Raw genomic sequence first — 16,936 nt, 5'->3', positions numbered from 1 at the left:
AGCAGGTCGAGTTTGTTGTTCTTGTATTGACTTATCTTTCACTTATTTTCTCTTATTTGTTACTTGCTCACAGTGCGAGGCAACGCTTGCTGTGGCATCTAAAATGGCTTGCTGCTTAGCATTGCTGGCCATTTGTTTAATTAATATAGGCTTTGCCAAATACGGGTTTAATAGCTCGACTATTGAATCTTTATTAAACTGCGGCTGAGGCATTAAAAGCGCGCCATTTGCGGTTACTAAATATTTTGCGTTGGCGGTTTGATGATCGTCTACCGCATGTGGAAACGGCACAAATATAGCCATTTTACCCGCGGCGGCAATTTCACTAACAGTCAGTGCACCAGCACGGCAAATAACAATATCGGCCCACGCGTAGGCGGCGTCCATATCATCTATAAATTCAGCAACTTTTAGGTCTTCATCTGCAATGTTGTTTTGCGCATACGCGCTTTTCACACCCTCAATATGGCCTTTACCTGTTTGGTGCCACACTTTAATTGGCGCTGTTTTAGCAAGTAAATTAAACGCCTCTGGCAGTGTTTGGTTAAGCACTTGTGCGCCTAGCGAGCCACCTACCACTAAAATATTAATAGGGCTTGAAACATCACGTTTAGCTACATTAGCAACGCTTGCACGTACTGGGTTACCGACTAATTCGGCTTGCCCTGGTGCAAAGGCGCTTGGAAACGCAGCAAGTACTCTGTTAGCAAATTTTGCCAACCACTTGTTGCTCATTCCTGCCACTGCATTTTGCTCATGAATCACCAGTGGAATGCCTAAACTTTTAGCGGCAATGCCGGTTGGCCCGGTTACATAGCCACCCATAGCAAGCACTACATCTGGTTGCTGAGATTTCAATACCTTACGCGCCTGCAATATTGCATTAAGTACCATGAATGGGGCTTTAATAAGACGCTTTAAGCCATTGCCGCGTACGCCTTTTACATTAATAAAATCAATTTCAATGTTATGCTTTGGTACAACATCCGCTTCCATTCTGTCTGGCGTGCCTATCCAGCTTACTTGCCAGCCTTGCTCTTTTAAATAATCGGCTACAGCAATACCTGGGAATATATGCCCGCCTGTACCACCGGCCACAACTACTAATTTTTTACTCATCGCTTACCTCCGCGTGAGGTGGCTTGTTTGGTTGCCATTTTGGTTTCAAAATCAACACGCAATAAAATACCGGTGGCAATCGTCATTATTAATAAACTTGAACCACCATACGAAATAAACGGCAAGGTTAACCCTTTAGTCGGTAATAACCCTGCACTGGCGCCTACATTAACCATGGTTTGAAACGCAAACCAAATGCCAATAGCAAACGCAAAATAGCCTTCGTATTCTTTGCCACATTTTAAAGCTTGTTGGCCTATTAAAAGCGCCCTAAATACAAACACAGCCAACACACATAAAATACTTGCTACACCTACAAGGCCTAGCTCTTCACCTATAACGGCAAAAATAAAATCGTTATGCGCCTCGGGTAAATACTGTAACTTTTGCACGCTGTTACCTAACCCTTGGCCAAACCAGCCACCTTGGCTGTAGGCCATAAGCGACTGCACTAACTGATACCCTTTACCAAATGGGTCTTCCCAAGGGTCTAAAAAGCCCACCACTCGAGCCATTCTGTATGGCTCTACAATAATCAGTAATACAACAAGCCCTACGCCCGTTAAAATAAGTACAAAAAACTGCCATAACTTTGCGCCGGCCAAAAATAACAGCCCCACAGTTGTTACAAACATAACCACCACGGTTCCTAAATCGGGCTGCAGTAAAATAAGTAAGGCATAGACCGCAAATACAGCGATAGGCTTAGCAAAGCCTTTAATATTTTCTTGTACTTCTTCGCGCTTTCTTACCAAGTAGCCGGCTATATAACTGAAAAAGTATAATTTAGCGGCCTCAGCCACCTGAAAACCAACAGGCCCAATGGGTATCCAACGCTTAGCGCCGTTGACTTCGCGGCCTATTATTAACACAGCAATAAGTAGCACCATACCAAGCAGCAATAAATACGGGTTTGAGCGTTTCCACCAATCCATAGGCACGCTGGCTGCAATCCAAAATAAAACAAATGCCATCGCTAAAAACATGCTGTGGCGAATGGTAATATGGTATGAGTTATCAAACAGCCTTTCGGCTGTGGGCATTGAGGCGCTGGTCACCATTATAAAACCCACCCCTATAAGCATTAACATGCAATAAAGCAGTGGCACATCGTAAAGCTGTGCTGAGGGTTTTGGGGTGAGTGTTTCTTTTAAATCGGCAAAGGCAATCATAATTGCCCTTCCATTACACATTGCACAAAGTCATCACCGCGTTGCATGTAGTTGTTATACATATCAATGCTGGCACAGGCAGGGGCAAGTAATACAATGTCACCGCGCTTGCTAAGTACTTTAGCGAGCGATACCGCCTCTTGCATTGTGTTTACTAAGTGCGATTTACTCGTTAAAGCAGCAAGCTCTGCTGCATCTTTACCAAAGCATACAAGCGCTTTTACATGACTTTTTATATGTGGCTTTAACGCACTTAAATCAGCGCCTTTAGCATCACCACCGGCTATTACAATCAGGTTTTCGTGATCTGAGGCCAAACTATCTATTGCCGCTATAGTGGCGCCAACATTGGTGGCTTTAGAGTCATTAAAGTATTGAACACCATATTGCTCATCAACAAACTGGCAACGGTGCGCTAAACCATTGAATTGAGAGAGCGCCGCTACGTACTGTTCTTTACTAATATCAAACGGGCTTAATAACGCCATAACCGCAAGTGTATTTAAGTGATTGTGCTTACCAACGACCGCAAGCGTGCTAACAGGTAAGTACGCCTCGCCTTTTACTATAAAGTGCAGCTCATTATTGCGCTCAGCTAAGTGGTAATCACCTTGGTCGCTGCCAAAGCTCATTTGCGGCGCTAAAGCGCGACTAATAGGCTTAGTTTGAATATCATCTGCGTTGGTTACTAAAAGCTCAGCATTGTTATAAATGCTTAATTTAGAGTCGATATAGGCTTGGTAGCTGTCGTAACGATCTAAATGATCTTCAGATATATTTAATACCGCTGCGCTTATTGGTTTTAAGCTTGAGCAGGTATCTAGCTGAAAACTCGAAAGCTCAAGCACATACACATCAAAATCATCGCTTAGTAAATCCAATACCGCAGTGCCAATATTGCCACCTAATGCCACCTTATAACCTGCTGCTTTTAATACCTCGTAGGCCAAGGTAACAACGGTTGATTTACCATTAGAGCCTGTAACAGCAACAACCGGTTTTGTATTTATACGAGCAAACAGCTCTACATCACCAATTACTTCAATGCCTGACTCTATTGCTTGAGCAATTGCGGGAATTTTTAAGCTAAGCCCGGGGCTTGTGATGATCATATCGGTTTTACAAAGCGCGGCGCTAGCTAAATCACCAAAATGCGTATTAAGCTCAGGAGCATGCTCGCTTAGCCAATCCATACCTGGTGGCGCAACCCGGCTATCAACGACCTTTGGTGCAAAACCATGAGATAATAAAAAACGCACAATGCCCAGACCGGTTACACCGAGTCCGAGCACTGTTATATGTTTGTTTTTTATCTCGTTTAAATACTGCATTTATCGAATCTTTAATGTCGCAAGGCCAGCAAGTACTAGCACAATTGAAATTATCCAAAAGCGCACAATAACACGTGGCTCTGGCCAACCTTTTAGCTCGTAATGATGATGAATCGGCGCCATTCTAAAAATGCGCTGTCCGCGTAATTTGTATGAGCCCACTTGTAAAATTACCGATAAAGCTTCCATTACAAACACACCACCCATAATAATAAGCAGTAGCTCTTGGCGTACTAAAATAGCAATAATGCCCAGCGCGCCGCCAAGTGCCAGCGACCCTACATCTCCCATAAACACCTGTGCTGGGTATGTGTTAAACCATAAAAAGCCTAACCCAGCGCCAACAATAGCGGTACACACAACCACCAGCTCACTAGCAAGCGGTAAATGCGGGATATGTAAGTAAGCCGAAAAGTTAATATTACCGGTTAAATAAGCAATTATGGCAAGTGCAGCAGCCACTAAAATAGTCGGCACAATCGCCAGGCCATCTAAGCCATCAGTCAGGTTTACCGCGTTTGAAGTACCCACTAATGCAAAGTAAGTAATTACAATGTAAAACAAGCCTAATTGTGGCAATACATCTTTAAAAAATGGCACAACGAGTGAGGTTTCTGACGCTTGTGTACTCGTTGCATACAGTGCAGTTGCCACCACTAGAGCAATAACCGATTGCCAAAAATACTTCCATTTAGCAATTAACCCTTTAGGGTCTCTACGTATTACTTTGCGGTAGTCATCTATAAAGCCCACTAAACCTAATGAGCCAATTACAAATAAGGTTGCCCATACGTATTTGTTTGATAAATCAGCCCATAATAAGGTGCTGGTAAATATGGCGCCTAAAATAAGTAAGCCTCCCATAGTAGGAGTGCCTTTTTTAGATAAGTGAGATTCGGGGCCATCATCTCGCACTACTTGGCCAATTTGCATTTTTTGTAACGAACGAATGAGCTTAGGGCCAAAATAAAGCGACATCATTAACGCTGTTAATATGCCTAAAATGGCACGTAAGGTTAAATACGAAAAAACATTAAAGCCACTGTAATATTGGGTTAAATACTCTGCCAGCCAAACTAACATTATGATACTCCATTGATGGCTTGTTGCTGGCCATTTACTAAATCGGTTACTAATAATTCCATGCGAGAACTGCGCGATCCTTTCACCACAAGCGTGGTTTTATTGTTTGTGTTATTAAGACTGGTTTGAATTTGCTTGAGCATCTCTTCGCGGTTAGAAAAATGACGGTTTGGCTTATCAAATACATCGCTTGCGTATTTACTTAACACACCCAGCGTATACAGCTCATCAATGCCTTGTTGTTTGGCGTATTCGCCTACTTCTTGATGATAAGTTCTGGCTTGCTCACCAAGCTCTCCCATATCGCCCAGTGCTAAAATACGGTGCCCTTGAATATCACTTAATAAATCAATTGCTGCTTTTACCGACTTAACGTTTGCATTGTAGGTATCATCAATAACAGTCAGTGAATCAGTTACTTTTATTAAATTTACCCGCCCCTTAACATCGCCCATGGTGGCAAGTGCGGTGGCTATCTCTTCAAGTGATACATCAAACTCGCTGGTTAAAGCCGCGGCAATAAGCGCATTGCTCACGTTGTGCTTACCAGGAAGAGCAAGCGTTACTGGTACTTTTTGATCTTGTGTACACAATAAAAAGCTCGCGCGAGCGTTTTCATCTAGGCTGATATTTTCAGCCCAAATATCAAGTTTTTCAGTACTTGAAAAACACTTAACAGTGCGCCCTTTTAATTTATCAAGCCAGTATTGGCTAAATTCGCTATCGCAGTTAACAATGGCAACGCCATCGTCTTTTAGGCCATCAAAAATCTCACCTTTTGCCTTAGCAACCCCCATTAGGCTACCAAAGCCTTCTAAATGCGCAGCGGCCACATTACACACCACAGCTACATCGGGTTTTGCCATAGCGGTAGTGTAAGCAATTTCGCCTAAATGATTAGCGCCAAGCTCTATAACAGCAAAACGGTGCTGCGGCTCTAAACGTAATAGCGTAAGTGGTACGCCAATATCGTTATTAAAATTACCTTTTGTAGCAAGCACATCTCCGTGCACCGATAAAATAGCGGCGCACATTTCTTTTACCGTTGTTTTACCCACGCTGCCCGTAATGGCAATGGTTTTAGGATTAACCTGTGCCATAACTGCCGCACCTATATTACCTAATGCAATACGGGTATCGCTAACAACAAACTGCACAATATCTACATCTACTTTATGCTGAACAATAACGCCAATAGCGCCTTTTTGTTTAGCGTCAGCAATAAATTTATGGCCATCAAAATTAGGCCCTTTTAAAGCTAAAAACACCTCACCGTCGCAAATGCTGCGAGTATCGGTATTAATATTTACTACATTGAGATTATCACCTAGATAATCGGTTGCTAGCACATTTGCCAGCCAATCAAAGTCCATTGGGATCATTGAGTTATCCCTCTTACTGCTTTTTTTAGTTGTTCTTTTACATAACTGCGATCGCAAAAGTCGATACGTTGATCGCCAATAATTTGGTAATCCTCGTGGCCTTTGCCGGCAATTAAAATAACGTCATCCGCATTTGCATTTTCTATTGCATAGCGAATGGCTTTTGCTCTGTCAGCCTCTAAATGGGCTTTTTCAGGCTGCGATAAACCCGCTGCCACATCTGCCAAAATAGCATCTGGGTTTTCTGAACGCGGATTGTCGCTGGTAACAATAACCTTATCTGCATTTTGCTCTGCCGCTTGCGCCATTAAGGCACGCTTACCTTTATCTCTGTCGCCGCCACAACCGAAAACACAACTAACCCCACCAGGCACATGCTTTTGCAATGCTTGTAAAGCCAGAGCAAGCGCATCAGGCGTATGGGCGTAATCAACAACGCACGTAGGTAAATTAACTTCGCTAAATGCTTGCATACGCCCAGCAACGGGGTGCAAATGCGCGCATCCGGCGGCTAACTGCTCAAGCGGATAACCTAGCCCCAACAATGTTGCCAGTGCCGCAGTTAAATTATATAAGTTAAACTCACCAAATAGAGGCGATGTTACGCTAATATCACCCCAACTTGTGCTCAATTGCGCCGAAATACCATTTTTAGAATACTCAACATCAGAAAAATACACATACTGTGCATTTTTAGGTGCTAAATTTTTACGGCCATAACAAATAAGATTATGAAAACTGTATTTTTCAAGCCATTGCTCTGCTTGCCCATCGTCTTGATTTAGCACCACTAGCTGTGGGTCAAAATCGCGAAACAGCATAAGCTTGGCGTCGCCATAACTTGCCATATCGCCATGGTAATCAAGGTGATCGCGCGATAAATTAGTAAATACCGCCGCTTTAAATTGGCATTGTGCCACACGCTGTTGCACTAACCCGTGCGATGAAACCTCCATCGCCACAAGCTTTTTATGCTGCTGTTTTAAATCATGCAATATGTGCTGCAAGTCAACAGCCGAAGGCGTGGTATTAATAAGTGGCGTAAGTGTATCAGGGTGGCCATAACCTAATGTGCCTATAATGGCCGAAGGGGTACTACAAAACTGCGCTAAATGCGCCATCATAGCCGTTGTTGTAGATTTGCCATTAGTGCCCGTTACACCAATTAAATCGAGAGATTGGCTTGGGTTTTGATAAAATTGACTCGCCAGTTCTGGGAGTTTTTTATCAAGCTCAGTTACTAAATACAGTGGCTCAAAAGTGACATCAAATTCGCACAGTCTATCGGCAATAATGGCTGTAGCGCCGTTTTCAATTGCTTTGGCAATAAACTGTCCGCCATCAAGCGCATGGCCTTTTATAGCCACAAATACATCGCCTGGCGTTACATCACGGCTATCAAGGCGTAAATCTTTAACTAGCTGCGAAGGTGCATCTATGTCGATGTATTTTAAAATAGCCTTTAAATCACGCATCGTTATCTTTACCTTTTACGTAAGCCACTTCTTCCTTATCAGGGGCTACGTTTAATATTCTTAATGCGTTAGAGACGATTTCTGCAAATGCAGGGCCTGCGGTGGCACCTCCATAGTACACATCGCCACCGGGCTCATTTATCATCACTACCACAGCCAAGCGTGGATTACTTGCCGGTGCTACACCTGCAAAATAACCTACGTATTCATCACCGTAACCACCAGCAACCGCCTTTTTAGAAGTACCGGTTTTGCCTGCCGCGCGATAGCCATCTACTTTTATGTTTCGGGCTGTACCGTCTTTTTCAAACACGCTTTCCATCATGTGAACAACGGCTTCTACGTCTTTTTGTTTAAAAATACGCTCGCCTTCTGGCACACCGTCTTGCTTTAAAATCGTTAACGGACGATTAATCCCACCGGCACCTAACATGGTGTAAAAGCGGGCCATTTGCGCCGTACTTACCGAAATAGCATAACCAAACGATAACGTGGCAATTTCAAAGTCAGACCAGCGGCGGTTTGGATAAAATAAACCACTACTTTCGCCAACCATGCCTGTACCGGTATCGCTACCAAAGCCCACTTTTTGATATAAGCCAACTAAGTAATCTTTAGGTACTTGCTGCGTTACCTTCGCCACGCCCATGTTTGATGAGTACTTTAGAATTTCGCGAAGCGTCATTTCACCGTGGTTACGGGTATCTTTTACTAAACTACCGCCTAAACGCATCCAACCTGGGTAGGTATCAATGGTGTCGTCGGCTTTAATTGCGCCGTAGTCTAGCCCAGCTAAAATGGCTAGTGGCTTAACGGTTGAGCCTGGTTCAAACAAATCGGTAATTGCGCGGTTACGGCGTTTATGTGGTTGTGCATCGTTCAAATTATTTGGATTAAATGATGGGCTATTTACCATAGCCAAAACTTCACCGGTTTTAACATCAACCACCATGGCCGACCCCGATGTCGCTTTATACGTGAGTACAGCAGATTTTACTGCTTTATAAGCAATTGCTTGAATACGTTGATCAATACTCAGCTGAATATTTTCAGGCTCTACACGCTCACGCTCATCTAATACTTCAACTTCGCGGCCTTGGGCATCTTTACGAATAGTGCGGCGGCCTTCTTCGCCTGTTAAGGCATTTTCGTAGAGTTTTTCAATGCCTTCTATGCCTTTCCCATCAATATTTGTAAAACCAATAATGTGGGCCGTTACCTCTCCTGCAGGGTAATAACGTTTAGACTCATCTAACAAATGAATACCAGGTAAGCGTAATTGGCTAATGTAGTTGGCAACAGCCGGTGTAACTTGGCGCTTTAAATACACAAAACGACGGGTGGGATCATTTAATAATCGCGAATTTATTTTTTTAGGATCGATACGTAATACATCTGCCAGCTCACGCCAACGCAGATCATTTTCATAATAAACAGAGGTACGCTTATCAAGCTCAGCGGCATTTTCTGCAAGCGTTTTATGATCTTCACCGTTTTTACGTGCTTGTTTTATAACTTTAGCAACAAGTGACTTATGCAATGCTTTAGGATCGGCATACACACTGACTACAGGCACACTTACAGCAAGCTCTTTGCCTTGACGATCGAAGATCATACCGCGTTGTACATGTAGTTTTTCTACACGAACGGTGCGTTTATCGCTTTCTGAACGGGCTTTATCTGGCTCAATAACTTGTAAATAGGCAGCACGCGACACCAGTGTTACAAACACTAAAAACACCACAGTGCACAGCAACATAAAGCGCCATGTGATTAAGTTATTGACCTGTTTTTTGCCGCGATTTCTCATTGTATTATTATTACCTGTTCATCCTGACTGGTAGGGCGCTTCATTTGAAGCTGCGTGGTAGCAACTTCTTCAATGCGCGCATGCTGCGAATAAAACTCTTCTTCTACAAGTAAATAACGCCATTCAAGGTCGAGCTCATCTCGCTCTTGTAGCAGCGTATCTTGCTTAATCAGCTGCGCACGAGCCGAGTGCGTAACCTGCACTACTGCAAAGCTTGAAGCGAATATCACAACCAACAAGGCCGAGGTTAGCTTGTTAGCTCCTAGGCCTTTTAATATTTCTAAAAATAAATTGGGTTGGCGATGATTCGCTTTAGTGTTCATCCAAGCCTCTGTGCAATCCTAAGTACTGAGCTGCGAGAGCGTGGATTACGCTCAATTTCTTCAGCACTTGGTTTAATAGCTTTACCCACTGCTTTTAACGTCAGGTTTTTATTTATTTGTGCGTCGGTTAAAGGCAGACCTCTGGGTATCGCTTCTCCCTTACTCTGTTTTCTAATAAATTGCTTCACTATTCTGTCTTCAAGCGAATGAAACGAAATAACCACTAAACGTCCACCTGGCTTTAATACTTTTACAGCGGCTTGCAGTGCGGTTTGAATTTCTTCCAGTTCACTGTTTATGTAAATTCTGATTGCCTGAAATGTACGTGTGGCTGGGTGTTTAAATTTATCTTTAACGGGCACCGCTTCATCGACTAAATCGGCAAGTTGCTTAGTTGTGGTAATTGGCGTGTGCTCTCTTACCTCAAGTACTTTGTGGGCAATACGCTTACCAAATTTTTCTTCACCGTAGGTTTTAATTACATGGGTAATGTCTTCAAGCTCAGCTTCAGCAAGCCACTGCGCTGCACTGCGCCCACTTGTTGGGTCCATGCGCATATCAAGAGGGCCGTCCTTCATAAAGCTAAAGCCACGCTCTGCGTCATCAAGCTGGGGTGAGGACACGCCAATATCTAATAAAATGCCATCAACTTTACCTAACAGATCGTTTTGCTCTGCAACATCGTATAAGTTAGAAAAACGGGTGTGAGCTATAGCAAAGCGAGCGTCATCGGCAAATTTTTCAGCCGATTTTATTGCTTGTGGGTCTTGATCAATGGCCTGTAAACGCCCTTGCTCACCAAGTCGAGCAAGTATTTGACCTGAGTGTCCGCCACGTCCAAAAGTACCATCCATGTATATGCCGTCTGGCTTAATTGCAAGAGCATCGATGGTTTCGTCCATTAATACGGATACGTGTTCAAATTGCGCAGTCATTAGCTTGTGTTTGCCTTTTTTAGTGCCGTTAGAGTGTGAAATTATCTAAATCTTGGTTTGCTTCAAAATCGCCGAGCCTTTCCAGCTCAGTGTCTTGGCGCATTTGTTCGTGCCAACGCGCTTCATCCCAAATTTCAAATTTATTCATTAAACCAACTAGCATGATCTTTTTGCCAAGTTCTGCGTGGCTACGCAATGAAGGCGCCAGCAAAATTCGACCATTTTTATCAAGTTGATACTCTGTGGCATTACCTAACAACATACGTTGCATTCGGCGAGCGCGTGGATTCATATTAGAGATTTTAGATAAGCGGCTTTCTATTTCTTGCCACTGTGCAAGAGGATACAACCATAAACACGGTTCGTTTAGCGCAATGGTACATATTACCGTTCCTTGATCTTCAGACAGCAAAGCGTCTCGGTACTTAGTCGGTACCGCAAAACGTCCTTTATCATCCAAGCTCAGTGAACTAGCGCCACGAAACATAAAAAGCCTACTTTTAAATTGTGTAATCGAGTTTCGATTAATTTGATCCAGTTAGATCCACTAAAAACCACTTTTTACCACAGTGCTCCAGTTTAGGGCTTGACAAGCCTTTTTGTCAAGTAAGCTGACCAGCTTTAACGTCTCGCTAAGCTAGAAAAAATAAGGCTTTACGCAAAGCGATTGAATTACGTGGGAAAAAGTGGAGGTAGTAGATAAAATTTTTTCTAAGCGATACTAATAACGTTTGGTTTACATAATTTGCTTACTGAATAATCAATGAATAATTACAAAAAAATGAATCTAGGGCCTGTTGACCTTTAAGGATTATAATTTGTTCAATCTAGGGGGTATTTAATCGCGGCGTGAGGTTTGTAACCTAGTGGGCTAAGTAAAAACCGAGTAACAAAGAGTAAATGCCCCCTAGGCAGAACCCTTCGGGCAGCGCCTGTTTGACATTTATACGTCGTTATCGCCTATTTATGGGGAATAACCACACTACATAGGCTCTACCTTGCCTAAATCCCAAACAGACTGCTGCAAATTAAATCTCGAAAGGTAAACAGGCCCTAGGTTTATAGGCATGTAAAATTTACTTAGCACAGCAGCAATACTTACTTCATGCTGCTTTTTATTTAATCTACCGCACCCTACCTTAAATATATAAAAACAATAAAATCAAGTGGTTAAATTATTTTTAATGGTTGGTTTAATCGTTGCATCTGCTATAGCACCAGTTAAATTTTTTTATTTTATTTATTAAGGATTGATTATGGCTACTGCAACAAATACAAAACCGAATACTGAAACAAACATGAAACCTGATCTTAAACAAAAAGAGAGTGAGGCACCGTTGACTGAAAAAGCAACGTCTGTAGCACACGATGCAGTAGATGCACTTTCAAGCAAGGCATCAGTTGCTGAGTCAAGCGTACGTAAAGGCGCTTCAAGCTCTGCAGAAGCACTAAGCGAAAAACAACTTATTGCTCGTGAAAAACTAACTGAGTGCAGCGCAAAAACGCGTGCTTTTGCCTCAGAAAATCCGCTAGCAACAGCGGGGATTGCTTTTGCGGCGGGTATGCTTGTAACGTCACTATTTCGTCGTAAGTAATAAATAATGAGTAGCTCACAAACAACAGCAACCACGGACGGTAATGCTCAAAATCAAACAACTGATGACCCTAGCCAAAAGGATGATTGGCAGGATCATATAGCAAAGATCATTGAATACTCTGACCAGCTCAAGGAGGATTATAAAACGCAAGGAAAGCTTACCCACCAACTTGCAAAGGCTGAGTGGAAGCTGTCGTTACGATCAATGGCGTTGATCACTATATTTTTAGGATGTTTTGCCAGTGGTTTGATTTTGTTGTGGGCCGGCTTACTAGGTGCAATTGGCTACGGTGTATATGATTTATTTGGCTCGGTTTGGCTTAGCTTTGCTACTGCTGCACTCGCGCAAATAATTTGTTTAATTTGGCTTTGGCGAAATACCGTATACCTAAGCAATAAAATTGGCTTTAGTAAAACGATTAAAAGTGTGAAGCAACTTTTAAATCTATAAGGAAATAACCATGCTCGTTAATTTTCTAATTAAAGAACCCAATGAGAACGTTGACACGTTAAATAAGCAAATGGATTTACAGCATGCATTAAAACGCCAGCACCATGCAGCAATAAAGTATCGCTTTAAGCGCTTTGCAGCCACCAAGGTAGGACTGGCATCAGCCTTTTTAGCCGGAGCAACGGTTCAAGCTGGCAAAAGCGAAACCAGCTTTGTGCGAAAATACGGCTGGCTGGTAAAGTTATTTGCATAGCAGCAATTGCATTTATAAAAGCTTTTTAAAAGTGCAATTGCCGCTTACTTTAATGCCTTCTAATACCTCTTAGCCCAACTCGTCTCTATTATGGTTTTGGATAAAGTTTAACGCCGGCCCTTTTGGAATAATTTGCGTTGGGTTGATCATTGTGTGGCTAAAATAGTAATGTCGCTTAATATGCTCAAGGTTAACCGTACTGGCTACTCCCTCTATTTGGTATAACTCACGTACATAGTTACTTAGCGCTGGGTAGCTTTCAATGGTGCGTAGATTACACTTAAAATGCCCTACATACACGCTATCGAACCGGATGAGCGTGGTAAATAAACGCCAATCCGCTTCAGTTAATGTGCTCCCCATCAGGTAACGATTTTTACTTAGTATGCCCTCTACTTTATCAAGTGCTTTAAATAACGCAGTAAATGCATCTTCGTATGCTATTTGTGTAGTTGCAAAACCCGTTTTATATACCCCATTATTAATATTGGTATAAACAAGGTCGTTAATTTCGTCAATATCAGCTTGTAGTGATTGTGGGTAATAGTCATCCGTATTATTCGTAATTTCATTAAATGCGGTATTGAACATACGAATAATATCTGCAGATTCATTACTAACAATTTTATTTTGATGCTTATCCCAAAGCACAGGCACAGTTACTCGCCCACTGTAATTTTTATCGTGCTTGGTATAAATTTGATGTAAGTATTCACTATTAAATAAATCATCGCCGCTACTGAGGTTATCTTTATCAAAGCTCCACCCCTTATCTAACATATCTGGACTGACTACCGATACGCTAATAATATCGCTTAGGCCTTTTAGCTGTCTGAATATAAGTGTGCGATGCGCCCACGGGCACGCTAAGGCAACATATAAGTGGTAGCGATTTGCTTGCGCTTTAAACCCACCACTTCCTGTAGGTCCTGGGCTGCCATCTTTTGTGATCCAATTACGAAGCTGCGCTGCTTCGCGTTTGAATTTACCATTATTCGAGTCGGTGTCGTACCATTTGTCTTGCCATTGACCATCAACTAATAAACCCATAATAACCTCCTCAATTAACTATTAAATGTTGCCAAATTCACCGTTTTGATAATCGCGCACCGCTTGTTTAATTTCCTCTTGCGTGGTCATTACAAATGGGCCCATATGTGCAATAGGTTGCTCAAGTGGGTTACCCGCTAAAATAAGTATCCCCGCCCCCTTTTGTGAAGATATATCAATGTCACTGTTTTCACTTAATATAAGCAACTTGCCAGCATTAAATGTTTGCTCGTCACCTGTAATAAGCTCACCTGTATGAACATAGATCATCACTTTACGTTGTTTAAGCCCTGCTAACTGCATGCGTGTATTAACGGGGAGAGTAACATTGGCCAGTGCAGCATTGGCCGCTAAGCTTTGCAAACTCGACGTTAACGTAAAATCTTCAAACTGCCAATTACCCGCAAGAGCTTTAAAGCTCACGCCGTGCTTGTTAGTGACTTCAGGTGCTGGATTTTGTGTAGTATCTTGATAACGTGGCGCACGCATTTTTTCGCCACTGGGCATATTGATCCAAATTTGAAAGCCATGCAGCCCCTCTTTTGCATCTGTTAGTGGCATTTCACTGTGCATTACGCCTCTACCTGTACTCATCCATTGTACATCACCAGATCGGATCGCTTTTTTGTTACCCATTTGATCTTGGTGTTCAAAGCCACCTTTAATAATGTACGTAAAGGTTTCAATGCCGCGATGAGGGTGCGGTGGAAAGCCACCAATATAGTCACTTTCATTGTTAGACTTTAGCTCATCAATCATTAAATAAGGGTCGAGATATTTGCCATCAAAACCAGGTATTCGACTTATGTTTACACCATCACCATCTTGGGTGGCGTAAGCAGTTAACACTTTTGCTATGTTCATATTTAAAATACTGTAGTAGATTAATTAATGAGCTTATTAAAGCATTCATAAAACAATACGACTATGTCTTTAAATCGAGCAAAACATTCTATTTTTTAGAAAGTTGAGTGTTTATTTTGATAATTCGTTTATTTGGTATAATAAGCTTCATGATTAAAAACACAGACTTAAGCTGACTTCTAATAACTTTTTAGTACAACCCTATATTTTGTATGGTTATTTTTGGCTTTTATGTCTACAATCACTTTTTAGGGACGCAGAGCTTAAGGAAAACTTATTTTTACTTCATCGCTTAAAAGCCAGCTTTACAGGTTACTCATCCTACTTAGCATTCCCGGCGCCGCTGTGACGGTATTTACGCTATGGTATGAGCGTGATGCTGCCATTGAAAAAAGTGAAGAAAGAATAGTAAATATAGCTAAGCAATTGACACAACATCAAAAAACAATGGTTGATGATGTTAAACGTATTACTATTTATTTAGCCGATAAAACAGCAAAAAATGAAACACTCCCCACAACCTGCCCTAATTACTTTTACGAAATAAAAGCCCTTTATAAGAATATTGCAAATATAGGTATTGTTGATAAAAATGGCGACCTACAGTGCGTGACAAATGGTCGTAGTAAAAATATTAATATTAGCGATCGTACTTATTTTCAAAATGCTATTAGTAATAAAAGTTTTTCGGTGGGGTATTTTCAATACGACCGAAGTATTCAAGCGCAAAGTGTCAATTTTGCCTACCCAATTATAGATAGTAATAACCAACTAAAAGGCACACTGGTTACCGTTATTGCATTGAATTGGTGGAATATCGCCTTAAGCGAAGCAAAATTACCTAACAATGCCAAGGCCGTTATTGCCGACTCTAATGGCTTAATACTGGCCAACTACCCTAATCAACCACGTAATTTAGGCCAAAAAATTACCGACATAGATTTACTTCACGATAAAAGCTCGTTAACCGTGTTTAAAAATACAGAAGGCGAAAACCAAGTTTTTCATCGCTCAGTTATATACAAAGACGGCCATGATAATAATTTAGATATTTATATAGCCGTTTCGGTTGAAGACTTTATTAATAAAGTGAATGAAAGCTTTGCTAAAACCATTTTTGCGTTTTTATCGGCTATTGCCCTGTTGGTGCTGCTAGCTAGGCGCTTAATTAAACAAAGTATATTTAAGCCTATCGCTAATTTAACCAAAGCCACAGATGAACTGGCAAATGGCGCTATGCCCAAACATATTAAAAAGCCCAACAGCCCAGAGCTGCGTGCACTTTATGACCGTTTTGCTGTTATGGCACAAACACGGCTATCTGCAGAGGCTAAATTAAAAAATAAGCACAACGAGTTAATGAGCTTATTAAATGCTTTACCCGATACCTACATACGTATAAATGCCCAAGGTAAAATCCTTTATATTGACGGCTATATTAGCCCTGTGCTAAACGTTGAAACAGGCAAAGCTTTAAAATTAGTTGATGTACTCTCTGAGGCCAACACAGAGTTACTGCTTTCTCATTTAGGTACTTTAGAGGGCTCACAAACCATTGAGTTTACATTGTTTAAAAAATCTAAAGAGCACTTTTTTGAGGCAAGAATCAATGCACTTACTAATAATGAATACATTATTGTGCTTAGAGATATAAGCCAAAAAAAGGTCAACGAAAAAGCGCTACATTTAGCCTCACTTGTTTACAGTAATAGCAGTGAAGGGATGATGATTACAGACCCTGATGGCGTTATTTATGACGTAAACCCTGCGTTTTGCGAAACAACCCAATACAGCAAAGAAGAAGTGATAGGTAAAACCAGCCGTATTTTAGCATCTGGCAAACACTCAAAAGCATTTTATGAAAAAATGTGGGCAGAGCTCAGAGAAACTGGCCGTTGGCAGGGTGAGGTAATTAATCGTAAAAAAAATGGCGAAACCTATACCGAATTCCTCATTATAGATACCACGGCTAGCGCATTTTAATCCCAGATTCTAACAGGGTTGAGCGATAATCATCGTCTAGCCCTGCCATTTTCTTTTTTCTCGCCATACTGGCTGTTTTAGTTGTATCTTGTTTAAATAACGCCATGG

General features: G+C 41.7%; 16 protein-coding genes. 4 read left to right on the top strand and 12 right to left on the bottom strand.

Annotated elements, in window-relative coordinates; genetic code table 11:
• Positions 1-42 precede the first annotated feature (42 nt).
• Genes murG through mraZ form a run of 10 tightly spaced genes read right to left on the bottom strand, consistent with a single transcriptional unit; the run spans position 43 to position 11,117 of the window.
• A complete protein-coding gene (gene murG, locus PSI06_RS17125; protein ID WP_273605046.1) occupies positions 43-1,119 on the bottom strand; it encodes an undecaprenyldiphospho-muramoylpentapeptide beta-N-acetylglucosaminyltransferase in 1,077 nt (358 codons plus the stop codon).
• Positions 1,116-2,291, bottom strand: a complete 1,176-nt coding sequence (gene ftsW, locus PSI06_RS17120) for a cell division protein FtsW (protein ID WP_004589415.1) — start codon at positions 2,289-2,291, stop codon at positions 1,116-1,118. Before ftsW ends, murG begins: the two co-directional genes overlap by 4 nt.
• Positions 2,288-3,622 (bottom strand): UDP-N-acetylmuramoyl-L-alanine--D-glutamate ligase, encoded by a 1,335-nt coding sequence (murD, locus tag PSI06_RS17115; protein WP_273604453.1) that lies wholly within the window; start codon positions 3,620-3,622, stop codon positions 2,288-2,290. The genes ftsW and murD overlap by 4 nt, the downstream gene beginning before the upstream one ends.
• Positions 3,623-4,705, bottom strand: a complete 1,083-nt coding sequence (gene mraY, locus PSI06_RS17110; protein WP_273604454.1) for a phospho-N-acetylmuramoyl-pentapeptide-transferase — start codon at positions 4,703-4,705, stop codon at positions 3,623-3,625.
• A complete protein-coding gene (locus PSI06_RS17105) occupies positions 4,705-6,087 on the bottom strand; it encodes a UDP-N-acetylmuramoyl-tripeptide--D-alanyl-D-alanine ligase (protein ID WP_248462245.1) in 1,383 nt (460 codons plus the stop codon). The genes mraY and PSI06_RS17105 overlap by 1 nt, the downstream gene beginning before the upstream one ends.
• Positions 6,084-7,562, bottom strand: coding sequence for a UDP-N-acetylmuramoyl-L-alanyl-D-glutamate--2,6-diaminopimelate ligase (gene murE, locus PSI06_RS17100; RefSeq protein WP_273604455.1), 1,479 nt, complete (start codon positions 7,560-7,562; stop codon positions 6,084-6,086). Before murE ends, PSI06_RS17105 begins: the two co-directional genes overlap by 4 nt.
• On the bottom strand, positions 7,555-9,372 hold the full coding sequence (locus tag PSI06_RS17095) for a penicillin-binding transpeptidase domain-containing protein (protein ID WP_273604456.1): 1,818 nt from the start codon (positions 9,370-9,372) through the stop codon (positions 7,555-7,557). The genes murE and PSI06_RS17095 overlap by 8 nt, the downstream gene beginning before the upstream one ends.
• Complete coding sequence (gene ftsL / locus PSI06_RS17090) at positions 9,369-9,695, bottom strand: cell division protein FtsL (RefSeq protein WP_024033306.1); 327 nt, start codon at positions 9,693-9,695, stop codon at positions 9,369-9,371. The genes PSI06_RS17095 and ftsL overlap by 4 nt, the downstream gene beginning before the upstream one ends.
• Positions 9,692-10,630: a 16S rRNA (cytosine(1402)-N(4))-methyltransferase RsmH gene (gene rsmH, locus PSI06_RS17085; RefSeq protein ID WP_004589408.1), complete on the bottom strand. Its 939-nt coding sequence runs from the start codon at positions 10,628-10,630 to the stop codon at positions 9,692-9,694. The genes ftsL and rsmH overlap by 4 nt, the downstream gene beginning before the upstream one ends.
• A gap of 28 nt (positions 10,631-10,658) precedes the next feature.
• Complete coding sequence (gene mraZ, locus PSI06_RS17080) at positions 10,659-11,117, bottom strand: division/cell wall cluster transcriptional repressor MraZ (RefSeq protein ID WP_004589407.1); 459 nt, start codon at positions 11,115-11,117, stop codon at positions 10,659-10,661.
• A gap of 769 nt (positions 11,118-11,886) precedes the next feature.
• Here mraZ and PSI06_RS17075 point away from each other — a divergent pair.
• Genes PSI06_RS17075 through PSI06_RS17065 form a run of 3 tightly spaced genes read left to right on the top strand, consistent with a single transcriptional unit; the run spans position 11,887 to position 12,931 of the window.
• On the top strand, positions 11,887-12,225 hold the full coding sequence (locus PSI06_RS17075) for a hypothetical protein (protein WP_004589131.1): 339 nt from the start codon (positions 11,887-11,889) through the stop codon (positions 12,223-12,225).
• A gap of 6 nt (positions 12,226-12,231) precedes the next feature.
• Positions 12,232-12,678: a hypothetical protein gene (locus tag PSI06_RS17070; RefSeq protein ID WP_024033307.1), complete on the top strand. Its 447-nt coding sequence runs from the start codon at positions 12,232-12,234 to the stop codon at positions 12,676-12,678.
• A 10-nt stretch (positions 12,679-12,688) separates the two neighbouring features.
• Positions 12,689-12,931, top strand: a complete 243-nt coding sequence (locus PSI06_RS17065) for a hypothetical protein (protein ID WP_004589129.1) — start codon at positions 12,689-12,691, stop codon at positions 12,929-12,931.
• Positions 12,932-13,000: 69 nt separating this feature from the next.
• On the opposite strand, the gene PSI06_RS17060 is transcribed toward PSI06_RS17065, so the two are convergent.
• Together PSI06_RS17060 and PSI06_RS17055 are read right to left on the bottom strand one after the other, a co-directional pair.
• Positions 13,001-13,981: a glutathione S-transferase family protein gene (locus PSI06_RS17060; protein WP_273604457.1), complete on the bottom strand. Its 981-nt coding sequence runs from the start codon at positions 13,979-13,981 to the stop codon at positions 13,001-13,003.
• A gap of 21 nt (positions 13,982-14,002) precedes the next feature.
• Positions 14,003-14,845 carry a pirin family protein gene (locus PSI06_RS17055; RefSeq protein WP_273604458.1) on the bottom strand — a complete coding sequence of 281 codons (843 nt, stop codon included), beginning with the start codon at positions 14,843-14,845 and terminating at the stop codon, positions 14,003-14,005.
• Positions 14,846-15,190: 345 nt separating this feature from the next.
• Here PSI06_RS17055 and PSI06_RS17050 point away from each other — a divergent pair, with 345 nt between their 5' ends.
• Positions 15,191-16,828 carry a PAS domain-containing protein gene (locus PSI06_RS17050; protein ID WP_273604459.1) on the top strand — a complete coding sequence of 546 codons (1,638 nt, stop codon included), beginning with the start codon at positions 15,191-15,193 and terminating at the stop codon, positions 16,826-16,828.
• Positions 16,829-16,936: the final 108 nt, after the last annotated feature.

Source organism: Pseudoalteromonas sp. GABNS16E (genome assembly GCF_028598715.1).
GTDB lineage: Bacteria > Pseudomonadota > Gammaproteobacteria > Enterobacterales > Alteromonadaceae > Pseudoalteromonas > Pseudoalteromonas atlantica.
Note: the sequence above shows the minus strand (reverse complement) of the source record. Positions and strands in the feature narration are given on the sequence as shown.

What these genes read in the sequence shown, in the direction of transcription:
- murG (WP_273605046.1), bottom strand. Translation starts at nt 1,119, where the DNA reads ATGAGTAAAAAATTAGTAGTTGTGGCCGGTGGTACAGGCGGGCATATA.
- ftsW (WP_004589415.1), bottom strand. Translation starts at nt 2,291, where the DNA reads ATGATTGCCTTTGCCGATTTAAAAGAAACACTCACCCCAAAACCCTCA.
- murD (WP_273604453.1), bottom strand. Translation starts at nt 3,622, where the DNA reads ATGCAGTATTTAAACGAGATAAAAAACAAACATATAACAGTGCTCGGA.
- mraY (WP_273604454.1), bottom strand. Translation starts at nt 4,705, where the DNA reads ATGTTAGTTTGGCTGGCAGAGTATTTAACCCAATATTACAGTGGCTTT.
- PSI06_RS17105 (WP_248462245.1), bottom strand. Translation starts at nt 6,087, where the DNA reads ATGATCCCAATGGACTTTGATTGGCTGGCAAATGTGCTAGCAACCGAT.
- murE (WP_273604455.1), bottom strand. Translation starts at nt 7,562, where the DNA reads ATGCGTGATTTAAAGGCTATTTTAAAATACATCGACATAGATGCACCT.
- PSI06_RS17095 (WP_273604456.1), bottom strand. Translation starts at nt 9,372, where the DNA reads ATGAGAAATCGCGGCAAAAAACAGGTCAATAACTTAATCACATGGCGC.
- ftsL (WP_024033306.1), bottom strand. Translation starts at nt 9,695, where the DNA reads ATGAACACTAAAGCGAATCATCGCCAACCCAATTTATTTTTAGAAATA.
- rsmH (WP_004589408.1), bottom strand. Translation starts at nt 10,630, where the DNA reads ATGACTGCGCAATTTGAACACGTATCCGTATTAATGGACGAAACCATC.
- mraZ (WP_004589407.1), bottom strand. Translation starts at nt 11,117, where the DNA reads ATGTTTCGTGGCGCTAGTTCACTGAGCTTGGATGATAAAGGACGTTTT.
- PSI06_RS17075 (WP_004589131.1), top strand. Translation starts at nt 11,887, where the DNA reads ATGGCTACTGCAACAAATACAAAACCGAATACTGAAACAAACATGAAA.
- PSI06_RS17070 (WP_024033307.1), top strand. Translation starts at nt 12,232, where the DNA reads ATGAGTAGCTCACAAACAACAGCAACCACGGACGGTAATGCTCAAAAT.
- PSI06_RS17065 (WP_004589129.1), top strand. Translation starts at nt 12,689, where the DNA reads ATGCTCGTTAATTTTCTAATTAAAGAACCCAATGAGAACGTTGACACG.
- PSI06_RS17060 (WP_273604457.1), bottom strand. Translation starts at nt 13,981, where the DNA reads ATGGGTTTATTAGTTGATGGTCAATGGCAAGACAAATGGTACGACACC.
- PSI06_RS17055 (WP_273604458.1), bottom strand. Translation starts at nt 14,845, where the DNA reads ATGAACATAGCAAAAGTGTTAACTGCTTACGCCACCCAAGATGGTGAT.